This is a genomic window from Bacteroides faecis MAJ27 (genome assembly GCF_900106755.1).
Classification (GTDB): Bacteria; Bacteroidota; Bacteroidia; order Bacteroidales; family Bacteroidaceae; genus Bacteroides; species Bacteroides faecis.
Window position 1 is genome coordinate 48,961 of record NZ_FNNN01000004.1, and the last position, 17,286, is coordinate 66,246.

The window sequence follows — 17,286 nt, forward strand, 5'->3', positions numbered from 1 at the left end:
ATACTTTTGATAGGTTTATAACTTTTCTACTTTTGTAATCTTTCCTTTTCCTAATGTCACCACATTCACAGCTGCTGTGATAGCCGCCATTATATTACCCGGAATAGGCGCAGGACCTTGTAGCGCTTCCTTCTTCGCAGGAACCACTTCTTCGGGAGCATACTTGTTGACAAGAGTAATCAGTAACTTACCTAAATAAATCACAATCAGCAGAATAACAAATACGGTAGCCATGCCGACCACCATCAGCAGGATCGCTGTTTCGATATTTTCCATATAATAAACTATTAGTAATTCAAGTCGTTTGTCCAAAAAGCGTCCGAAAATACCAAATATTTGTGATAAAACAAATTAAGAGAGGAATAAAAAAGTATAAATCGTAAGATATCAAATATCATCCTGCCCCTTCTTGCACCGAATATAAAGTTTTGCCCACTCATTCACTTTCTCCAAAAACTCTTCTTCGGTGCGAGTCCTATAATAATATTCAAGAATACGCTCATAATGAATCAGATCTTTTTCTTCCCCTTTTTTACCTTTTGGTAAGTAGCAGGTCCCATATGTATCTCATGACACATTTTTGAAAGATTCACATGCGCTACTTTAAGCACCTCTTCAATAAACTCACCGAGTTTAGGATGCACAATTTTATTTTCCATTTTTCTTATTATTAGTTAAAAACACGTCTTATATATTAAACATTTTCACACTACTTCAGACATATCTGAACTCGACTTATTTTATTTGTCTTACTTTCGCACCATGCTTTGAAAGTCAAAGTCATTTATTAAACGCCCTAATAGAAGTATTCTATGCAAAACTTTTTCAGAATGTCTTATTTCATGCCCCCGATTGCTCCCATCAGGAACGAACAAGGACAAACCGTTACCCCCGCCACACTCACTCCCTTCTGCGAAGTCTCAGTAGAGCAAGTATATCAGATGATCACCTGCAATGAAAATCTCAAAGTACTGACCACACAGGTACGCAGTACCGGAGACCTGCGAATGGCAAAAGTCTCTTTACTCCCCTACGTAACCCCATGCGGCATATTCAGCCGCCGAAGTAGTAAATTCTTCACATCACCGTCCGGCCTCGTTGTGGTAGATATAGATAACCTCGACTCCTATCAGAAAGCCGTAGAAATGCGTCGTACACTGTTCGACGATCCTTTCCTCCGCCCTGTACTCGCATTTATCAGTCCCAGCAGCCGGGGTGTGAAAACATTCGTACCTTACAGCAAGCTGTACACAGACGATCAGAGCCGGAACGTAAGAGAGAGCATGAACTGGGCAATGCAATACGTAGAAATGACCTACGGATCAGAAATGAATAGCTCCATCGAAACAGTTCAAAAAGCCGTAGACACCTCCGGCAAAGACATCGTAAGAGCCTGCTTCCTCAGCCATGACCCACAAGCACTATTCAGAGAATATTAAACGATCCATCTTGAATAATCAACGATGAACTATCAATTATCCATTATCAATAAAAAAAATGACCGATATTGAATCCTTACGCCTCCTCACCGAAGCAGTTGAAACAGCAGGTGCCGACATTGCACCCACTTACGCCGAGTATGTACAATTAGCATTCGCCATCGCAACGGACTGTGGTGAAGCAGGACGGGAGTTTTTTCATCGCCTGTGCCGGATTTCCGCCAAGTATCAATCCGCCCATGCCGAACGAATGTTTTCCAATGCACTCACGAAACAGCAGGGAGCAATACATCTCGGAACGGCCTTTCACCTCGCTGAATCGACAGGAGTAAAAATCTGCAAGGAAGCCCGGAAGGAAGTTATGAACAACCGGACGGGTACAGTAGGTACAGAAAGTTCACCGCACAATTTTTCCACACACGCGCACGTGTATAATAAGGTGGAAGAAGAAAAGAGTGAATCAGAAGAACTGCTGGAAGGCAGCGACCCGCATCACCCATTACCCACTTTCACCTTAGAAGACTGGCCGAAGCTACTGCTGCGCATCATAAGTTATGGCACTACCGTCACTCAAAAAGACGTACTCTTGCTCGGAGCATTGACTGCTCTGGGCGCCACCATGGAACGATACGTGAGATGTCATTATGCCGGCAAATACCAATCGCCCTGTATGCAATCCTTCATTGTAGCTCCGGCAGCCTCGGGCAAGGGAGTACTATCACTCATCCGCCTGCTCGTTATGCCTATCCACGATGATATCCGCCAACAAGTGGAAAAAGAGATGAATGCCTACAAAAAGGCAAAAGTCGCCTACGAAATGATGGGCAAAGAGCGTGCCAAAGCGGAAATCCCCGAAATGCCTTTAAACAGAATGTTCCTCATTTCCGGCAACAATACCGGTACCGGTATCCTTCAAAATATTATGGATAACAACGGAACAGGCCTCATCTGCGAAACCGAGGCGGATACGATCTCTACCGCCATCGGTTCGGAATACGGTCACTGGAGTGAGACGCTTCGCAGAGCATTCGACCATGACTGGTTAGCATACAACCGACGTACCAATCAGGAGTACCGGGAAAACAAGAAAAGTTACCTCTCTCTCCTGCTTTCGGGGACACCCGCACAGGTGAAACCACTCATTCCTTCAGTAGAGAACGGACTTTTTTCACGCCAGCTGTTCTATTATATGCACGGTATCTATCAATGGATCAATCAGTTTGACGAAAACGAAATAGACTTGGAAGCCATCTTCACCGCCATTGGTCTGGAATGGAACAAGCTATTGAACTTACTCAAGGAACATGGTCTCCACACACTCCGGCTCACGGATGAACAGAAACAGGAGTTCAATGATCTCTTTTCCGAACTGTTCACCCGGTCAACGATTGCCAATGGCAGAGAAATGAACAGTTCCATCGCCCGAATGGCTGTCAACATCTGCCGTATCATGTCAGTAGTGGCCATGCTTCGTGCTCTTGAAAATCCTCAGCCGTATCAATACCAGGCATCTTCTCACCCCCTGCTTACACCGGACAAGGAAATCGCTGCTGATAATATCAAAGACGGTATCATTACCCGTTGGGATATGACAATCACTCCCGAAGATTTTAAGGCTGTGCTGAACCTTGTGAAACCACTCTATCAGCATGCCACGCATATCTTGTCTTTCCTTCCTCCTTCAGAAGTCAGCCATAGGGCCAATGCCGACCGTGACGCATTCTTTGAGGCACTGGGTATCCAATTTACCCGTGCACAGTTAGTGGAGCAGGCTACGACTATGGGAATCAAGCCCAACACTGCCCTCACCTGGCTGAAACGACTGGTAAAACAGGGACTGATTGTCAATCTTGACGGTAAAGGTACTTACGCGCACGCACGCGTGTGCGTGTGTTAGGGAAGGGCCGGAAAAGTGTACCTACTGTACCTGTTGATAACATCGTCTTTTATCGTTATTTTATGAAAATCAGAGTATAGCGTTTTGTATTAGCTAAAGCTAAGCTTTAGAACCCATAAAGCTTAGCTTTAGAAGTCGTAAAGCATAGCTTTAGCTAGGGTTCTCCCAACGCATCCACTATCACCCTTACCTCCAGCGGAGTGTAAGAACGGTGCTGCGGCTGATAGCCCAGATCGAGCAAACGTTCCTGAAGACCGGGGCAGCGAACAATCCATTTATTCATTTTGCGGTAAGCGGCAATGCCGGTAAGTTCGGGAGAATAAAGCTGTGCCAGTTCCATACGACCATAAGCACGTATTTTGAATTCTATCATGACAAATAAGTTTCTGTTTTACAGTCACAAAAGTAACAAAATATATTCACATTACCTACGTTTTATCAGGGAATAACAGACTATAACTGACAACAATTGCACATTACCGACTGTCACTGTACACAACCGATTTTTCCGAGTTACAGCATACTATCTTTGTGTCATCGAAAGGGAGAAATCCTCACGAAAGTATGTTTAACTCTTTAAAATTATTATTTTATGATTCGTTACAAAATTTATCAGAACCAACAGAAGAAAGGCTTGAATGCGGGCAAATGGTTCGCCCGGGCGGTAAGCGACGAGACATTCGACCTTGCCAAACTTGCGGAACACATGTCGAAACACAATTCACCGTATTCCAGTGGGGTGATCAAAGGCGTGCTCACTGATATGGTGGACTGCATCAAGGAACTGCTGCTCGACGGCAAAAGTGTGAAAATTGATGATCTAGCCATCTTCGGTGTAGGAATCCGCAGCAAGGCTGCCGAAACGCTGGAAGAGTTCTCGCTGGAGAAGAACATCACAGGTATGCGGCTCAAAGCACGTGCCACAGGAAACTTATCAACAACCAATCTGAAGCTCGACAGCCAGCTGAAACAGCAGGCGGAGTATCAGAAACCGACAACGCCCGGAGGAGGTTCCGGGTCAGGCAACACTCCCGATCCGAAACCTAATCCGGACGAAGGAGACGAAGAAGCACCGGACCCGACTGTTTAAGTCATAACCTGAACACTGGCAAAGTCTTTAGCTTATCACGGCTAAAGACTCATTAAAAATCAATATTTTTTTTCATTTAAAATCAAAACCTATGAGTAATTCATCATCACGATCCGTATGGAGTTTCATTATCAAAGTAATCATCACTGTCGCTACTGCCGTAGGTGGTTTGATAGGAGTACAAAGCTGTATGTAAACTTATGCGGACCATCACACTGATTATCATTCATTGCAGTGCCACGCCGGAGGGAAAATCCCTCTCGGCGGAGGCTTGCCGACAGGATCACATCCGACATCGGGGATTCCGTGATATTGGTTATCATTTCTACATCACACGTGATGGAGAAATACATCCGGGACGACCGTTAGAAAAGGTAGGAGCACATTGCCGGAATCATAACGCACATTCTATAGGAATCTGTTATGAAGGAGGACTGGATGCTGACGGACGGACTAAGGATACACGTACGCTAGAGCAACGGGGATCGTTGTTAGCTCTGCTCCGTGAGCTAAAGAAATATTTTCCAAAAGCGCTGATAGTGGGGCATCGTGATTTGAATCCTCTTAAGGAGTGCCCCTGCTACTCTTGTGTAGAGGAATATAAGGAGTTGTAATAAGAGTTATTTAAGACTTTGTAAGTCATTATCCGTGTTATTACTTGGTGCAGCTGTAAAATATCCTCATCGCAAATACGATAAATTTCATCATACCACTGTCACTCAACAAGAAAGAGTCCCGTATCAGCTCCAAGGTATGATAAGCAATCAGAGTGTCATACATAAATGCCCTCCTTTAGTATTTTTTCACGTAGAAATGAATCCATCTTGTCTCGCAAGCGAACAATATCGACTTTGCAACCTAACAGTTCTTCCAAATCCTGCTTTATACCAGCCAAAGCAAAGAATCCATGAAGTTGCCCTTCCACATAAACGTCAACATCACTAACATCTGTATGCTCGTTACGAGCTACAGAACCAAATATCCCCATACGCAAGATGCCATACTTAGATGCATTTTGTTGCATATAGCTTTGTAATAATGTGATATATTCCGGTAATGTTTTCATTTCTCTTCAGTTAGTATCATAAAGTAAAGCCTTTATCAGCAAATTTCCAGAAAATAATGCTTAATTACTCAAAACGAACTTACTTTTCTTGGCCATAACCATATCCGTATCCATAACGTTTACCATAGCCATAATGCTTGCCATACTTGCCATAGCCATAGTAGTAACCATATTTTCTCTTCTTCAGGTCTACGCCATTAATAATGGTACAAAGATTAGGCAACTTCTGTTCATGGAACAACTCATTAATCAGTGTGTATTCCGCTTTATGCGTATAATCGGCACGGCATACATACGCTGATAAATCCGCCACACGACCAATCAATAAAGTATCCGTTACCATACCGATAGGAGCAGTATCAAGGATGACATAATCAAAATTCTTCTTCAAAATCTCAATAGCCTTGTCCAGTCCATCCCGTGCCAATAGCTCCGTAGGATTGGGAGGAACGGTTCCACCCGGAAGAATATACAGATTCCTATTCACATCAGATAACTGTACCAAACTCATCAAGTCCATTTCCGGATTTGCCAGATATTGAGTAATCCCCTTCTCCTTGCTCGAAAGATTAAAAACTTTATTCAGTCCCGGTTTGCGAATATCAAGACCTACAATCACCACCTTCTTTCCCAATAAAGAAAGACTGATAGCCAAGTTGGCCGAAGTGAACGATTTACCTTCACCACTCACTGTTGAAGTCACGAGGATTACTTTCTTATTATTCTGAAGCATAAACTGGATATTCGTTCGAATGTTACGGAAAGTTTCGCTCATCAGGTTATTCTGATTCTCGAATACAGCAATAGAACCCTCCTTTGTATTCTTTTCATCCGTCAAAGGGATATCCCCCGCAATCGGAACACTAGTCAGTTTTTCCACATCAGCACGACCTTCGATCTTGAACTTCGTCAGATCAATCATATAAATAACAACAACAGGTATCGCAATACCTAAACACAATGCAGCCAAATAAATAATGCTTCGTTTAGGAGATACAGGAATAACATCGGCGATAGCATCATCTATAATCTTCGCATTGTTCGCAGTAGCAGCCAGCATAATGGCATTTTCCTCACGCTTTTGCAACAACATCAAGTACAATCCCGCCTTTATTTCCTGCTGACGGGCTATACTCACATACTGACGCTCTTGCCCCGGAGCATCACTGATACGACGCATATAACGTTTGGCTTCCCGATCAAGATCAGCTTTAGTGATAAACAATCCTTGTAATGTACCTTCCAAAGTAGCCTGAACATTCGCTTTCGTGGCACGAATACTGGTATCCAGATTGATGATGGCCGGATTATTCTCGGTGGAAGTACGAAGCAGGCGTTTACGTTCAATAAGCATTTCATTGTATCGGTCAATCTGTGCGGCAAGAGTAATATCTTTCAGACCAACATTGCTGGGCAATATCTCATATTCATTATGACCTAAATATTTCTTCAAATCTTCCACTAAGCTAATTTGCGTACGATTTTCAACCTGTTTCTTTTCATATTCAGCATTACCGGTCAGAGCGATCTGTGCATCACTACTCAAATCTGTGATTCCCGCATCACGTTTAAAAGTCTCCAGATCCGCTTCCGTACTTCCCAGCTCTTTTGAAATAATGCCAATTCGCTCATCGATAAACTCAGCCGTTTTCTGCGCTATTTCATTCTTGTCATTGTTGGTATTACGATTGTACATCTCGAGCAGCTGGTTGATAAAATCCTGCCCGCGCTGCAAACTGGAGTTTTTTAAAGAGACCGTTACTACAGAGGTAGTCTTCGAGGTAGGTTCAATAGATAGATTCTCGCAATATCTTCTGGCTACATTCATAGGCTGGCTAATGGTAGCTGTGATATGTCGCATATCTTGAACAGGAGAACCCACTTCTTCATTTTTCTTCGAAGATATAGAATCCGTAGTCTGAAAGAAAGAAAGTGTTCCCTGATTAGTAGGAAGGATGGCAGGCAGTTTTTCAAAATGCTTTTGAATTTCTTTATCCTCCATTTTCACATTTACATCCAAACTTCCTTGTGGGTGCAGTACCATTTCAATAACGACCTTTGTTTTCAATTTTTCCGCTTCTTGTGGAGTCATATTAACCTGTACAGGAGATGTCTTATACAACTCTTTCGAAGGAATTTGATCGTCATCCTGGTAAGTAACATATAAATTTAAGTAGTTGACTACTTCTTTCACCAGAGTTTTAGAACGCAACACTTCTATTTCATTGTCTATACTTTGCGAAGAAGTGATCAATCCACTAAGCCCCAATTCATCCAATCCGGCTACATTGTTTGAACTTCCTCCTTTCTTATCATCTTTGATCAGGACTGTAGCAGAAATGTTATATACAGGAGTAGCAACATATAAGTAAATATAAGCAGAAATCAAACATACTATCACTGCCCCTACAAACCAAGGCCAGTGAATCAGATATTTAAAAAGCAATTCCTGAATATCTATTTCTTTATCATCTGCTTCGCGCAGTTTTTCGTTTGTTAGTTCCTCTTTCATTGTTACGAATGTTATCTTAAGATATTATATAATAGACTGGCAATGGATATCAAAATAGAGGTGGCAGAGAACCACAAACTAGTACTACTTCCGATATCAGAGTTACGTGCTTTAGCTTTGTTAGGTGTTACATAGACTATATCATTCTGTTGCAGCCAATAATAGGGAGAAAGGATTGTCTCAGCCTTATTTAAGTCCAACGGAATAATCTCCTGTTTACCGTTAGCATCCTCTCTTATTAATTTTATGTCATTACGCAATCCATATACAGTCATATCACCTGCCATGGCCAATGCTTCCAGCAAGTTCACTTTTTCGTTCGAGATAGTAAAGGTACCGGGGCGGGCGACTTCTCCAATAACTGAAATTTTATAATTCACCATTCGTACGGTTACAATAGGAGTTTCCTTTATATAAGGCTTCAGTTTCTCTACAATCATTTGTTCAGTGCCCTTCTTGGTTAATCCTCCCACATGCAATTCACCCAAAACCGGGAAATTTATCTTACCTTCATTATCCACCAAATATTGTTGTAAAGCAGGTTGAGTGGTGGTATAATTCAAAGCAATATTATTTTGCGTGGCAACTGTCAGATTAAAAGGGGCCGCCAACTCCGGACTTGTACATGACACCACAATCGTCAACAAGTCTTTAGGCATGATCTTTGCATCATACAACTGTTCGTTCTGAACTCCATACAACACCACTTCCGCATCTTGTAAATAAGGTACTTTTTTGTAAGATTGACATGCTGCAAGTAGACAAAGCAGCAATAACAACCCCATCCATCTATTCACTTTTTTCATAATCATCATTTAAAAATATCTGTTTAATTCATTATATAGTTTTCATATGCTATTCTCTATTTTCGACACTTCGTATCTCTCACTCTACTCCACCATAAATTAAGGCCCATCCATACTACAACATCTCCTAATAGAATCAATGTATTATTCATGTATGAAACCAGGAGAATATTAATTCCACTAAATATACATGATATCAATAAAATTAGAATCATTGTCTGACGGGCATTAAATCCCATCGCCAGAAACTTATGATGAATATGATTTTTGTCTGGCTCAAAAGGATTTCTTTTATTACAAATGCGAACCATAACGACCCGAATTACATCAAATGAGGGGATAATCAAAGTACTAAAAGCAATCACTATGTCACCTTGTGTCGTAGGAATCAAATCCGTATTCTGACTATATTTTATTGCTAAAAAACTTAATATATATCCTAAAGTCAAACTCCCTGTATCCCCCATAAATATCTTTCGGGCATGTTCAGCACTACCAAAAACATTATAATAGAAGAAAGGAATCAATACTCCCAAGGTACTAAATGCAAGCATACTATAAATCCATAACCCTTTCTCGATAAATAAAAAGCCCAAAACCATGAGAGCAACACTGCTTAAGCCTGAAGCAAGCCCATCAATTCCATCAATAAGATTAATCGCATTAGTGATAAAAACAACAGTTAGTACAGTAAAAGGAAATCCAAACCAAACAGAAAGAGTACCACAGCCAAACAAACCATAGAAATCATTAATCCAGAGTCCGGCAAGAGGAAATAAACTGGCACAAATAATTTGAACCACAAACTTCTGGCGATAACGAACTCCCACAAGATCATCCGCAATACCTGTCAAATACAAAAGTACCATTCCACAAACTAAAGCTAAAAACTCAGGCAAAATATAGGTAGCTTGTAAAGCAGAAACGCTATATCCAGTCAAAGTACGAAGTACCAAAACCGCACAGCAGGAAAGTAATATTGTTGGAAAGAAAGAAACTCCACCTAAACGCGGAATTGCGCTTTTATGTAACTTACGCGCATCCGGAATATCAAAAAGTTTTTTTCGAAAGGAAATCAACAATATACGTGGAATAATAAGCCTGGCAATATAAGCAGAAATTACAAAAGCTAATATGATAAATGTAATATTCATATATTGGTAACAGTAAATAATGTTAGTATGCAGTTATTCTTCATCTTTCAGAACTATTACCTCAATACTTTCTTATAAAAGAAACATCGTAAGCTACTTGGCATCATATGAATAGAAAAACGAACGAAAATATTTCTAGAAAATGCATACACTCCAATTAGTCCCATTTTCCATATCTGCCATTGAAGTTTTATTTCACTTTTAACATACTTCCATCCCCCGCGTCTTGCAGCCATAGCAGCTCCGCCACGTACATTAACCAAGATATTTTGTATATTATAAAATTTACAGCCTTCATTAATCATTCTTGTCCATAGCCAATAGTCTTCCAATAAGTAAAAATGCTGATATCCACCAACTTTAAGAATATCTTCTTTACGAAACATAACAGTCATATGATTTACAGGACATTTTGATAAAAAAAAATGTTTTATCTCACAATCAAATTCAGGAACTTTCCGATAGGAGATTATTTGTTTCGGATTATTTTCAAATTCAGAAATCCATCCTCCAACAACAGATACTTCCAGATCCTTTTCGAATGCTTTCAATTGAGTTTCAAACCGATTAGGCAATGATAAATCATCACTATCCATACGTGCCACCAATCTATAGGTACATGCAGATAGACCCACATTAAGCGCATTGCCCAATCCCATATTCTTTGCCAAAGCAACAATTTTTAAACTCTTATAACGCTCTGCAAAACTAGCAATGACGGTTTCCAATTCTGTAGTCAAGGGACCATCTTTTACCAACACCACCTCAGAAGGCGGCACAGTTTGTTCAAACACGCTACGAAGTGCTTCTTCTAAATAAGTACTCTGCTCACGTGCGTAAACAGACATTAAAACACTAAATTTTTCCATTATATAAATCAGACTTTATTCGAGAAGGAGCTTAGTATATATAGCTAGATACCGACTGACAAAATTGTCGGGAGAATAAACATTTCCATATTTTAGCTTAGCATTACGGGATAGTTTCTCTTTTTCCAAGAAAGCACGTTCTATTGCATTTGGTACACTTTTCTCATCGTTCAAATCGAATATTGAGATTTCATCACCAGTAAATATTTCCTTAAACACACTAAGATTAGATGCAACAATCGATTTCCCATAGGCTGCCGCTTCAAGCATTGCCAAAGGAAAACCTTCACTATGACTAGGGATAGCATAGACATCAAAATAAGGTAAATATTTATACGCATCTTTCTTATAACCTAGAAAAAGCACACGGTCACTAACTTTTAGTTTTACAGATAGTTGTATTAAATCATTTTTTATTTTACCATCCCCAATAATACAAAATTTTGTTTGTGGAAGTTCCTGAAGGGCTTGGATTATCAAATCCAAGCCCTTCAGGGGCGAAAGCGCACAGCTGGTCCCGACCAGCCGTGCGCTTTCGCCCCGGAAGGCTAACAATTCACGTTCTTCCTCTGTGGACAATTTTTTCGAAAAATCACAAACTCGTGTATTATAAGCATAGGTCAATTTACAAGAAGGCAAAAATCTTGAGTAATAATGCTGTGCGTCCTTACTTAAAGCGACTATTTTATCAGCTCGTAAATTCACTAAGAGATATAATGTACCATAAATTAGCCCTCTGATTTTTCCATAAGTATAGCCAAAGTCACTAAACAAATAATTATGCATTGTAGTTACAAACCTTGTACTACTCTTATTCCATGATTTATGCAAGAAAACATAAAGCTGAGGACGATAACCATGTGTATGTACAATATCATAATCGCTAAAGTTTATCTTTTGTCTCATCGAAATCTGTACGACATCACAATTAAAACTAAGTTCTTCTACTTTATCAAAATAGCAAACACAACATTTGTGCCCACGCTTTATCAATAAATGAACTAAATCATAGACAACAATAACAGGACCTGCATTTTTCAATGAAGGAACAATAAATAAGACTCTCACTTTTTTCGAATATCCATATAATAGAATAACAAGCCCAAAGGATAGCAACAATAACTCCAACCAATAGGCGCCAGCTCTCCTGCTCTCTCTCCTTTATACTTTATAGTATAACGCCAATAATTGACAGCAGCGATCAAGCGTTTTTTCAGACCATTTCTTTTTTGCCGAATCATTTCATTATAAAAAAGCATTGTGCCCTTAGGACTATTACGATGATATTTTCTGATAGATCTCGTTAACCCATCTTCTAAATAATCACATATATATATTGGCTCATTAAAATATCTAAGTTTGTACTTATGTGCAATTCGACTCCAAACAATCCCTTCGGAAATAAACTTCTCATTTTCAAATTCAGGAAATGGGTAATTCTTAAGAATATCTGTTTCAAAGACCTCAGCCATATCACCTTTTACACGATATTTCTCACGAAAACTAATAGAATCTGTATCCAAAATTTTATAATTGGCTTCACCTCCTACCTTTCTCCCATTCGGATATATTTTCAATCCACAAACTCCTGCAAAGGTTTTATCATCTTCAATCTGTTTAGTATAAAAATATATTCGTTCAAGTGCATTATTATGTAAATAATCGTCACTATCTACAATGAAAAAATATTTCCCTTGAGCTAATATGACACCTTTATTAATAGCACGATGCTTTCCTCCGTTTTCAATCTTTAAATAATGAATATTTAATTTTTGTTCCGCAATAAAGGATTTAAAAAGTTCCTCCGTATCATCCGTACTTCCATCATCTATTACTAACCATTCAAAATCTTTATAACTTTGTAATATCAAACTATCATAAAGTTGTTTTATAATATACCCACGGTTATAAGTAGGAGTAAAAACTGTTATCATATCAATTTAATTGTTTTTTTAAATGTTATTCAAGGCATTAGAACAATAGTTCCAAACAGAATAAATATTTGAAAAGAAAACATCTGAATAATTGAAGTACTTTGGACCTGTTACAAATAAAAAGTCCCAATTACTTAACAAAAAACAAAATGGAAATAAGAATATAAAATTATTATAATGTACATCTCGCGTACATTGATAGTAATATGCAATAGGATAAATACATAGCCATTCAGCTATTAACCTGAAACGTACAGTAAAATCCCAAGAAGCTGATACCAAATTCAAAACAATTAGTCCCCATAAAGCCAAACATAATAAATTATAGTTTATGGAACTCAGTTTCTTCCTTCTACGATACTGAATATATAACAACCATAGCAAAGAAAGATACATTGGTAAATATAAATATTTTCCTAAATTATAAGAACTATTCATTGATTCATTTCTAGCTTCACTTAAATACGAACTAGAGCTAAATACATTTACCCCACAATACTTTAAAACATCGATATAATCAAAGAAAGAGAAGAAATATGTTATAATAAAAAGTATTAATAACAGCTTTATTTTAGGCCTAAAGAAATGATATATATAATAAGCAATAACAGGAACATAATACATATAATGAATCAATGGACAAATCAACAGTAAACACATATAACAATTTACCTTCCTACTGCATGCTATTTTCTTCACAAAAAAAATAAACCAAAAGGATGCAGTGAAAAAGCGCAGTACACTAAAATGAAATGCTGATATAAAAAAAACAGAACTTAATAAGAATAGAATTGAAATTATATTATTATTTATATACTTTATTAATTCACGAAGACATAAATACATAGCCGTATAATAAATAATAGACCAAAATATGTATACATAAATAGCAGATAAATTAAAATAAGAAAACAGCATAGCACTTCCCCAATAATATAGATCGATTTTTCCTAACCAATCTGTTCCACTTAAAAGTCTATTATATCCCTCAACATATCTATATATATCATCTTGTGGACGAAATATTACACACATGTTTAGATATATGCCAAATAAAATAAAAATGCAGTATCCATAAAATTTCGAAAAATATTTCATCGACAAAAGAAATGCCCCAAAAGGCATTATAGGATATAATAATAATGATATTATTTTCAAGATCATACTGATTTCTATATCGTATAAACACTAATAAATTTCTAATTACTATTTCAAAAGTTCAGTCCATTTATTAAATATCGCCCTCTTAGAAAAACGACATTCAAAATCTTTCCTAGCAGCTTCTCCATATTTTCTACGCAATTCCAGATCATCCATTAATAGTAATATCTTTTCTTTCATTTCATTACAATCATTCAAAGCTATTAAATTTCCGTCCATTCCATCACGAACAATATTTTTCGGTCCATGCGGACAATCAAAACAAACAATGGGCAAGCCAAAAGATTTAGCTTCAGCAAGAACCAATCCCCACGGTTCAAGGCGTGCTGCAGAAACATATATAGACGCATCTATATAATAATCTTCAATATTTTTCACAGTCGGAATCATTTGCACATTTTCTTCCAAATGTAACTCCTCTATTTTCTTTCGTAAGTTTTCCTTTTCTTCTCCGGAACCTACTATTTGAAGAATCCAATCACTATGCCTTTTAGAGATATCTCCCCATATATCCAAAAGAATATCAAATCCTTTGGTATGTACTAAGCGTCCTACACTAAGTACTTTCTTACTCATAAGATTAGACTTAAATTTTGCATCCATGACAAAATTTCCAATTACTCTAATCTTTTTCCTCAGTAACCTTGGATAGCTATTTCGATCTTGTTCTGTTAAAACAATCGTTTGGTGTGAAACAAATGCACTAAATATCCGAAAGAAAACACCCCATTGAGAACCGGCAAACAAAGTAAAATGATCCCAAGTAACAACCTTACCTTTCATTCCCAAACATTTGGCTAAAAAAGACACTTGCATCATAGGAACCGCCACGTTTATTACATAATCCGGCTTTATCTCATTTATGATCTTTTTTAAGTAAAAGGCAGCTTTCAGCTTATACTTATTTTCAAAAGGAATACCTATTAGCAATATTTTTATCTTATCATTAAGAGGAAAAGCGGAAGTTTTATCCGTTCCAAATAACACAATAACCACTTGATACCCCCTATCAGCCAATTCATTCATCACACCTGTTGATATGCGCTCCGTTCCGGCAGCTGCCCGTAACTGCTCCTGAAGAAAAACAACACTTGGTTTCATCGTAATATATCCTCCCATTTTTTCATCACATGGTCTATAGAAAAACGTTTTATATTCTCTTTAGCTTTTTCTCCCATTTCAACACGCTTTTTCGGATGTTCAATTAGATACAGCATCGCATCTGACAATCCTTTTATATCTCCCACTTCATCAACCAGTATTCCATCTTCACTATGACGAATGATTTCACTAGGACCACAGTTACAATTATACGAGACACAAGGAAGACCGCACGACATTGCTTCTCCTAAAGTTAACGGGAACCCTTCATACCGGGAAGACATGACATAAAAAGCAGAATCTAAATATTTATTTCGAATGTCTTTTACCGGAGCACAAATCTTCACAGATTCTTCTACTCCATTTTTTTGAATTAACTCATTATAATATTCCTCGCGTCCATAGCCGTACCCATAAATTTCCAAACTCCAGTCAGGATATTTAGAAGATACCATAGCCCATGCCTGAAATAAATAATCAAATCCCTTTTCTATAGAAAGGCGTCCCACAGCAATGACTTTTCGAGATTCTGCAACAGGCATAGAATCCGACGACTCGATAGTTATAAAATTAGGAATCACAATCATGTTAGGTATATTACCTCGCATTAATCTATCTTTCTCCGTTAGAACTATAAATTTATCATAGCGTCTACAAATGCGTTCCTGATAATACATTCCCAAGTCGTAAACCAAATTGTAGAAAAACGAATTCAACTGATGAAATTCGATTTTTGCCTGACTTGAAAAATGTATCTCAAAATACTTCTTGCTACCATCCTTTAGTTTGGGAATAAAGCCTCTATTTACCAATGTTATGAAATAATCACAAGAATGTGACTCTAAGTATTTTTCGACTTTCCTCTTATGATCTATCCGGCTTCTTATACTATAGTACACACTTTTCAAGGCCCCCCACAAATTACGTTTCTCATCATATACACTCCCTTGAAAAACATCCAAAGCTTCCATTTTGACTTTAGATGACAGAGGGAAAAAAGATTCCACCAAACTACTCATTGAGAGCATTGTCACTTGATAACCATGTTCAGCCAACCAGTTCGCTTTCAAAACAATAATACGTTCCATCCCCCCGGGACGGCTTATATCACCAATATGATAAATTATTCTTTTAGGCATTTATTTTTTGTTTATTCTGACAAGAATCCAATAAGGACAAAAGATTCTCTAATTGAGAAATATTCTTCTCATTACATATTTTACATAAATCATAGAAAGGACGCAACAAAAAAGTAAACTTCATCTCTGGAAAAAGATAACCATTATACATAGCTGTGGAAGAAAAGAACGTCACAATTTCCTTAAATTTCATATATTGTAAATAGTACTCGACTGGTATATTCATCTGAGCAGACAATATATGAAAAGCTAAATGATATTTTTCCGCTATCCTGATTACTGCCTTTCGCTCTTCTTCTTGTTCACGAGGATGAAATTTGATAAATAAAATCGAAGTACTATCCAATGTCGAAAAATAGCCTTCAACAACCTGTAAATACAAATTCAGATTACCTAACGACTCATAAATATTCTGAGACATAAACAAAATACTACTTTCTATATCTGAAAATTTGGAAACCTCACTATCCAAAAATTGTATCAAATCATTAGAAAACAATCTTTCTATACGTATTTGCTTATCAAAATCCTCATGATAATATGGTACCACGCTATAACGAAGGTCAATCGGTAATTCTGAAAATGGTAAATCTTTCAAAAAGCAATAAGTAGCAAAACGAAAATGATAAATAGGCAAATAATAAAAACAATCGAAAAAGATTGCTAATAATTTATTCAATAAATAACCACCCTTTCTCGGATGAATATGAAAATTATAATGACTTGCCCCCTCCTCAAAAAAGACAATCCTATATCCTTTTTTCTTAAATAACTTTGCCCCAAATTTACAGGAAAAATTATTCATATCACCTAGAAATAAAGTATCAATTCGATATACCTTTAATAGAGAACATATTTCTTTATATCTTCGGAATGCACGTAGTGCCGTTTTTAATAAATGACGTTTTTCTATTGCAGCCCATCCTGCAACATCCGGCATAAGAACTCTTTCCATCCACATAGATGAAATGATAGTCAAACGATAAATATCAAGAAAATGCTTATTACCTCCTACATAGCCACACAACATTACATTATCAGTCAGCTTTTCCTGATTGATAATTTGCTGTGCTATTAATAATTCGAGAGGAGTATGAACAAAAAAAAGATTTGCCATA

18 protein-coding genes are annotated in these 17,286 nt (G+C 37.7%); 5 read left to right on the plus strand and 13 right to left on the minus strand.

The annotated features are described in order from the left end of the window. Nucleotides 1–15: 15 nt before the first annotated feature. Both BLW31_RS04860 and BLW31_RS24355 read right to left on the minus strand, forming a co-directional pair. A complete protein-coding gene (locus BLW31_RS04860) occupies nt 16–276 on the minus strand; it encodes an OadG family protein (RefSeq protein ID WP_010538928.1) in 261 nt (86 codons plus the stop codon). Between the two features lie 233 nt (nt 277–509). Beyond that, entirely contained in the window at nt 510–659 is a 150-nt protein-coding gene (locus BLW31_RS24355) for a hypothetical protein (RefSeq protein WP_022300849.1), read from the minus strand. A 153-nt stretch (nt 660–812) separates the two neighbouring features. Here BLW31_RS24355 and BLW31_RS04870 point away from each other — a divergent pair, with 153 nt between their 5' ends. Further along, nucleotides 813–1,439: a BT4734/BF3469 family protein gene (locus BLW31_RS04870; protein WP_022300848.1), complete on the plus strand. Its 627-nt coding sequence runs from the start codon at nt 813–815 to the stop codon at nt 1,437–1,439. Between the two features lie 58 nt (nt 1,440–1,497). Further along, nucleotides 1,498–3,336 (plus strand): DUF3987 domain-containing protein, encoded by a 1,839-nt coding sequence (locus BLW31_RS04875; protein ID WP_010538930.1) that lies wholly within the window; start codon nt 1,498–1,500, stop codon nt 3,334–3,336. A gap of 154 nt (nt 3,337–3,490) precedes the next feature. On the opposite strand, the gene BLW31_RS04880 is transcribed toward BLW31_RS04875, so the two are convergent. Further along, a complete protein-coding gene (locus tag BLW31_RS04880) occupies nt 3,491–3,709 on the minus strand; it encodes a DUF4248 domain-containing protein (RefSeq protein ID WP_010538931.1) in 219 nt (72 codons plus the stop codon). 219 nt (nt 3,710–3,928) lie between these two features. Here BLW31_RS04880 and BLW31_RS04885 point away from each other — a divergent pair, with 219 nt between their 5' ends. The 3 genes from BLW31_RS04885 (at nt 3,929) to BLW31_RS04890 (ending at nt 5,040) form a co-directional block, all read left to right on the plus strand. Then, nucleotides 3,929–4,426, plus strand: a complete 498-nt coding sequence (locus tag BLW31_RS04885; RefSeq protein ID WP_008763346.1) for an HU family DNA-binding protein — start codon at nt 3,929–3,931, stop codon at nt 4,424–4,426. Between the two features lie 91 nt (nt 4,427–4,517). Continuing rightward, the gene (locus BLW31_RS24360) at nt 4,518–4,622 is read left to right on the plus strand and encodes a smalltalk protein (protein ID WP_008767884.1); all 105 of its coding nucleotides are present in this window, start codon (nt 4,518–4,520) and stop codon (nt 4,620–4,622) included. Nucleotides 4,623–4,626: 4 nt separating this feature from the next. Beyond that, nucleotides 4,627–5,040: an N-acetylmuramoyl-L-alanine amidase gene (locus BLW31_RS04890; RefSeq protein ID WP_010538932.1), complete on the plus strand. Its 414-nt coding sequence runs from the start codon at nt 4,627–4,629 to the stop codon at nt 5,038–5,040. Nucleotides 5,041–5,198: 158 nt separating this feature from the next. On the opposite strand, the gene BLW31_RS04895 is transcribed toward BLW31_RS04890, so the two are convergent. The 10 genes from BLW31_RS04895 to BLW31_RS04940 all read right to left on the minus strand — a co-directional run bounded on the left by BLW31_RS04895 (nt 5,199) and on the right by BLW31_RS04940 (nt 17,285). Next, nucleotides 5,199–5,492, minus strand: coding sequence for a nucleotidyltransferase family protein (locus BLW31_RS04895; RefSeq protein ID WP_010538933.1), 294 nt, complete (start codon nt 5,490–5,492; stop codon nt 5,199–5,201). A gap of 79 nt (nt 5,493–5,571) precedes the next feature. Beyond that, complete coding sequence (locus BLW31_RS04900) at nt 5,572–8,004, minus strand: GumC family protein (protein WP_010538934.1); 2,433 nt, start codon at nt 8,002–8,004, stop codon at nt 5,572–5,574. Nucleotides 8,005–8,015: 11 nt separating this feature from the next. After that, on the minus strand, nt 8,016–8,810 hold the full coding sequence (locus BLW31_RS04905) for a polysaccharide biosynthesis/export family protein (protein ID WP_029425649.1): 795 nt from the start codon (nt 8,808–8,810) through the stop codon (nt 8,016–8,018). A gap of 56 nt (nt 8,811–8,866) precedes the next feature. After that, nucleotides 8,867–9,964, minus strand: a complete 1,098-nt coding sequence (locus BLW31_RS04910; RefSeq protein ID WP_010538936.1) for an MraY family glycosyltransferase — start codon at nt 9,962–9,964, stop codon at nt 8,867–8,869. Between the two features lie 56 nt (nt 9,965–10,020). Then, nucleotides 10,021–10,833 carry a glycosyltransferase gene (locus tag BLW31_RS04915; RefSeq protein WP_010538937.1) on the minus strand — a complete coding sequence of 271 codons (813 nt, stop codon included), beginning with the start codon at nt 10,831–10,833 and terminating at the stop codon, nt 10,021–10,023. Nucleotides 10,834–10,848: 15 nt separating this feature from the next. After that, entirely contained in the window at nt 10,849–11,901 is a 1,053-nt protein-coding gene (locus tag BLW31_RS04920) for a glycosyltransferase family 4 protein (protein ID WP_010538938.1), read from the minus strand. Next, nucleotides 11,898–12,767 carry a glycosyltransferase family A protein gene (locus BLW31_RS04925; RefSeq protein ID WP_010538939.1) on the minus strand — a complete coding sequence of 290 codons (870 nt, stop codon included), beginning with the start codon at nt 12,765–12,767 and terminating at the stop codon, nt 11,898–11,900. The genes BLW31_RS04920 and BLW31_RS04925 overlap by 4 nt, the downstream gene beginning before the upstream one ends. 1,206 nt (nt 12,768–13,973) lie before the next feature. Continuing rightward, nucleotides 13,974–15,047 carry a glycosyltransferase family 4 protein gene (locus tag BLW31_RS04930; RefSeq protein WP_109116029.1) on the minus strand — a complete coding sequence of 358 codons (1,074 nt, stop codon included), beginning with the start codon at nt 15,045–15,047 and terminating at the stop codon, nt 13,974–13,976. Next, complete coding sequence (locus BLW31_RS04935; protein WP_010538941.1) at nt 15,026–16,168, minus strand: glycosyltransferase family 4 protein; 1,143 nt, start codon at nt 16,166–16,168, stop codon at nt 15,026–15,028. Before BLW31_RS04935 ends, BLW31_RS04930 begins: the two co-directional genes overlap by 22 nt. Then, the gene (locus tag BLW31_RS04940; protein ID WP_010538942.1) at nt 16,161–17,285 is read right to left on the minus strand and encodes a polysialyltransferase family glycosyltransferase; all 1,125 of its coding nucleotides are present in this window, start codon (nt 17,283–17,285) and stop codon (nt 16,161–16,163) included. The genes BLW31_RS04935 and BLW31_RS04940 overlap by 8 nt, the downstream gene beginning before the upstream one ends. Nucleotide 17,286: the final 1 nt, after the last annotated feature.

Coding starts and splice junctions, on each gene's coding strand:
- BLW31_RS04895 (WP_010538933.1), bottom strand. CDS start 5,492: ATGAAAACATTACCGGAATATATCACATTATTACAAAGCTATATGCAA.
- BLW31_RS04915 (WP_010538937.1), bottom strand. CDS start 10,833: ATGGAAAAATTTAGTGTTTTAATGTCTGTTTACGCACGTGAGCAGAGT.
- BLW31_RS04905 (WP_029425649.1), bottom strand. CDS start 8,810: ATGAAAAAAGTGAATAGATGGATGGGGTTGTTATTGCTGCTTTGTCTA.
- BLW31_RS04925 (WP_010538939.1), bottom strand. CDS start 12,767: ATGATAACAGTTTTTACTCCTACTTATAACCGTGGGTATATTATAAAA.
- BLW31_RS04910 (WP_010538936.1), bottom strand. CDS start 9,964: ATGAATATTACATTTATCATATTAGCTTTTGTAATTTCTGCTTATATT.
- BLW31_RS24355 (WP_022300849.1), bottom strand. CDS start 659: ATGGAAAATAAAATTGTGCATCCTAAACTCGGTGAGTTTATTGAAGAG.
- BLW31_RS04935 (WP_010538941.1), bottom strand. CDS start 16,168: ATGCCTAAAAGAATAATTTATCATATTGGTGATATAAGCCGTCCCGGG.
- BLW31_RS04875 (WP_010538930.1), top strand. CDS start 1,498: ATGACCGATATTGAATCCTTACGCCTCCTCACCGAAGCAGTTGAAACA.
- BLW31_RS04890 (WP_010538932.1), top strand. CDS start 4,627: ATGCGGACCATCACACTGATTATCATTCATTGCAGTGCCACGCCGGAG.
- BLW31_RS04900 (WP_010538934.1), bottom strand. CDS start 8,004: ATGAAAGAGGAACTAACAAACGAAAAACTGCGCGAAGCAGATGATAAA.
- BLW31_RS04885 (WP_008763346.1), top strand. CDS start 3,929: ATGATTCGTTACAAAATTTATCAGAACCAACAGAAGAAAGGCTTGAAT.
- BLW31_RS04940 (WP_010538942.1), bottom strand. CDS start 17,285: ATGGCAAATCTTTTTTTTGTTCATACTCCTCTCGAATTATTAATAGCA.
- BLW31_RS24360 (WP_008767884.1), top strand. CDS start 4,518: ATGAGTAATTCATCATCACGATCCGTATGGAGTTTCATTATCAAAGTA.
- BLW31_RS04870 (WP_022300848.1), top strand. CDS start 813: ATGCAAAACTTTTTCAGAATGTCTTATTTCATGCCCCCGATTGCTCCC.
- BLW31_RS04860 (WP_010538928.1), bottom strand. CDS start 276: ATGGAAAATATCGAAACAGCGATCCTGCTGATGGTGGTCGGCATGGCT.
- BLW31_RS04930 (WP_109116029.1), bottom strand. CDS start 15,047: ATGGGAGGATATATTACGATGAAACCAAGTGTTGTTTTTCTTCAGGAG.
- BLW31_RS04880 (WP_010538931.1), bottom strand. CDS start 3,709: ATGATAGAATTCAAAATACGTGCTTATGGTCGTATGGAACTGGCACAG.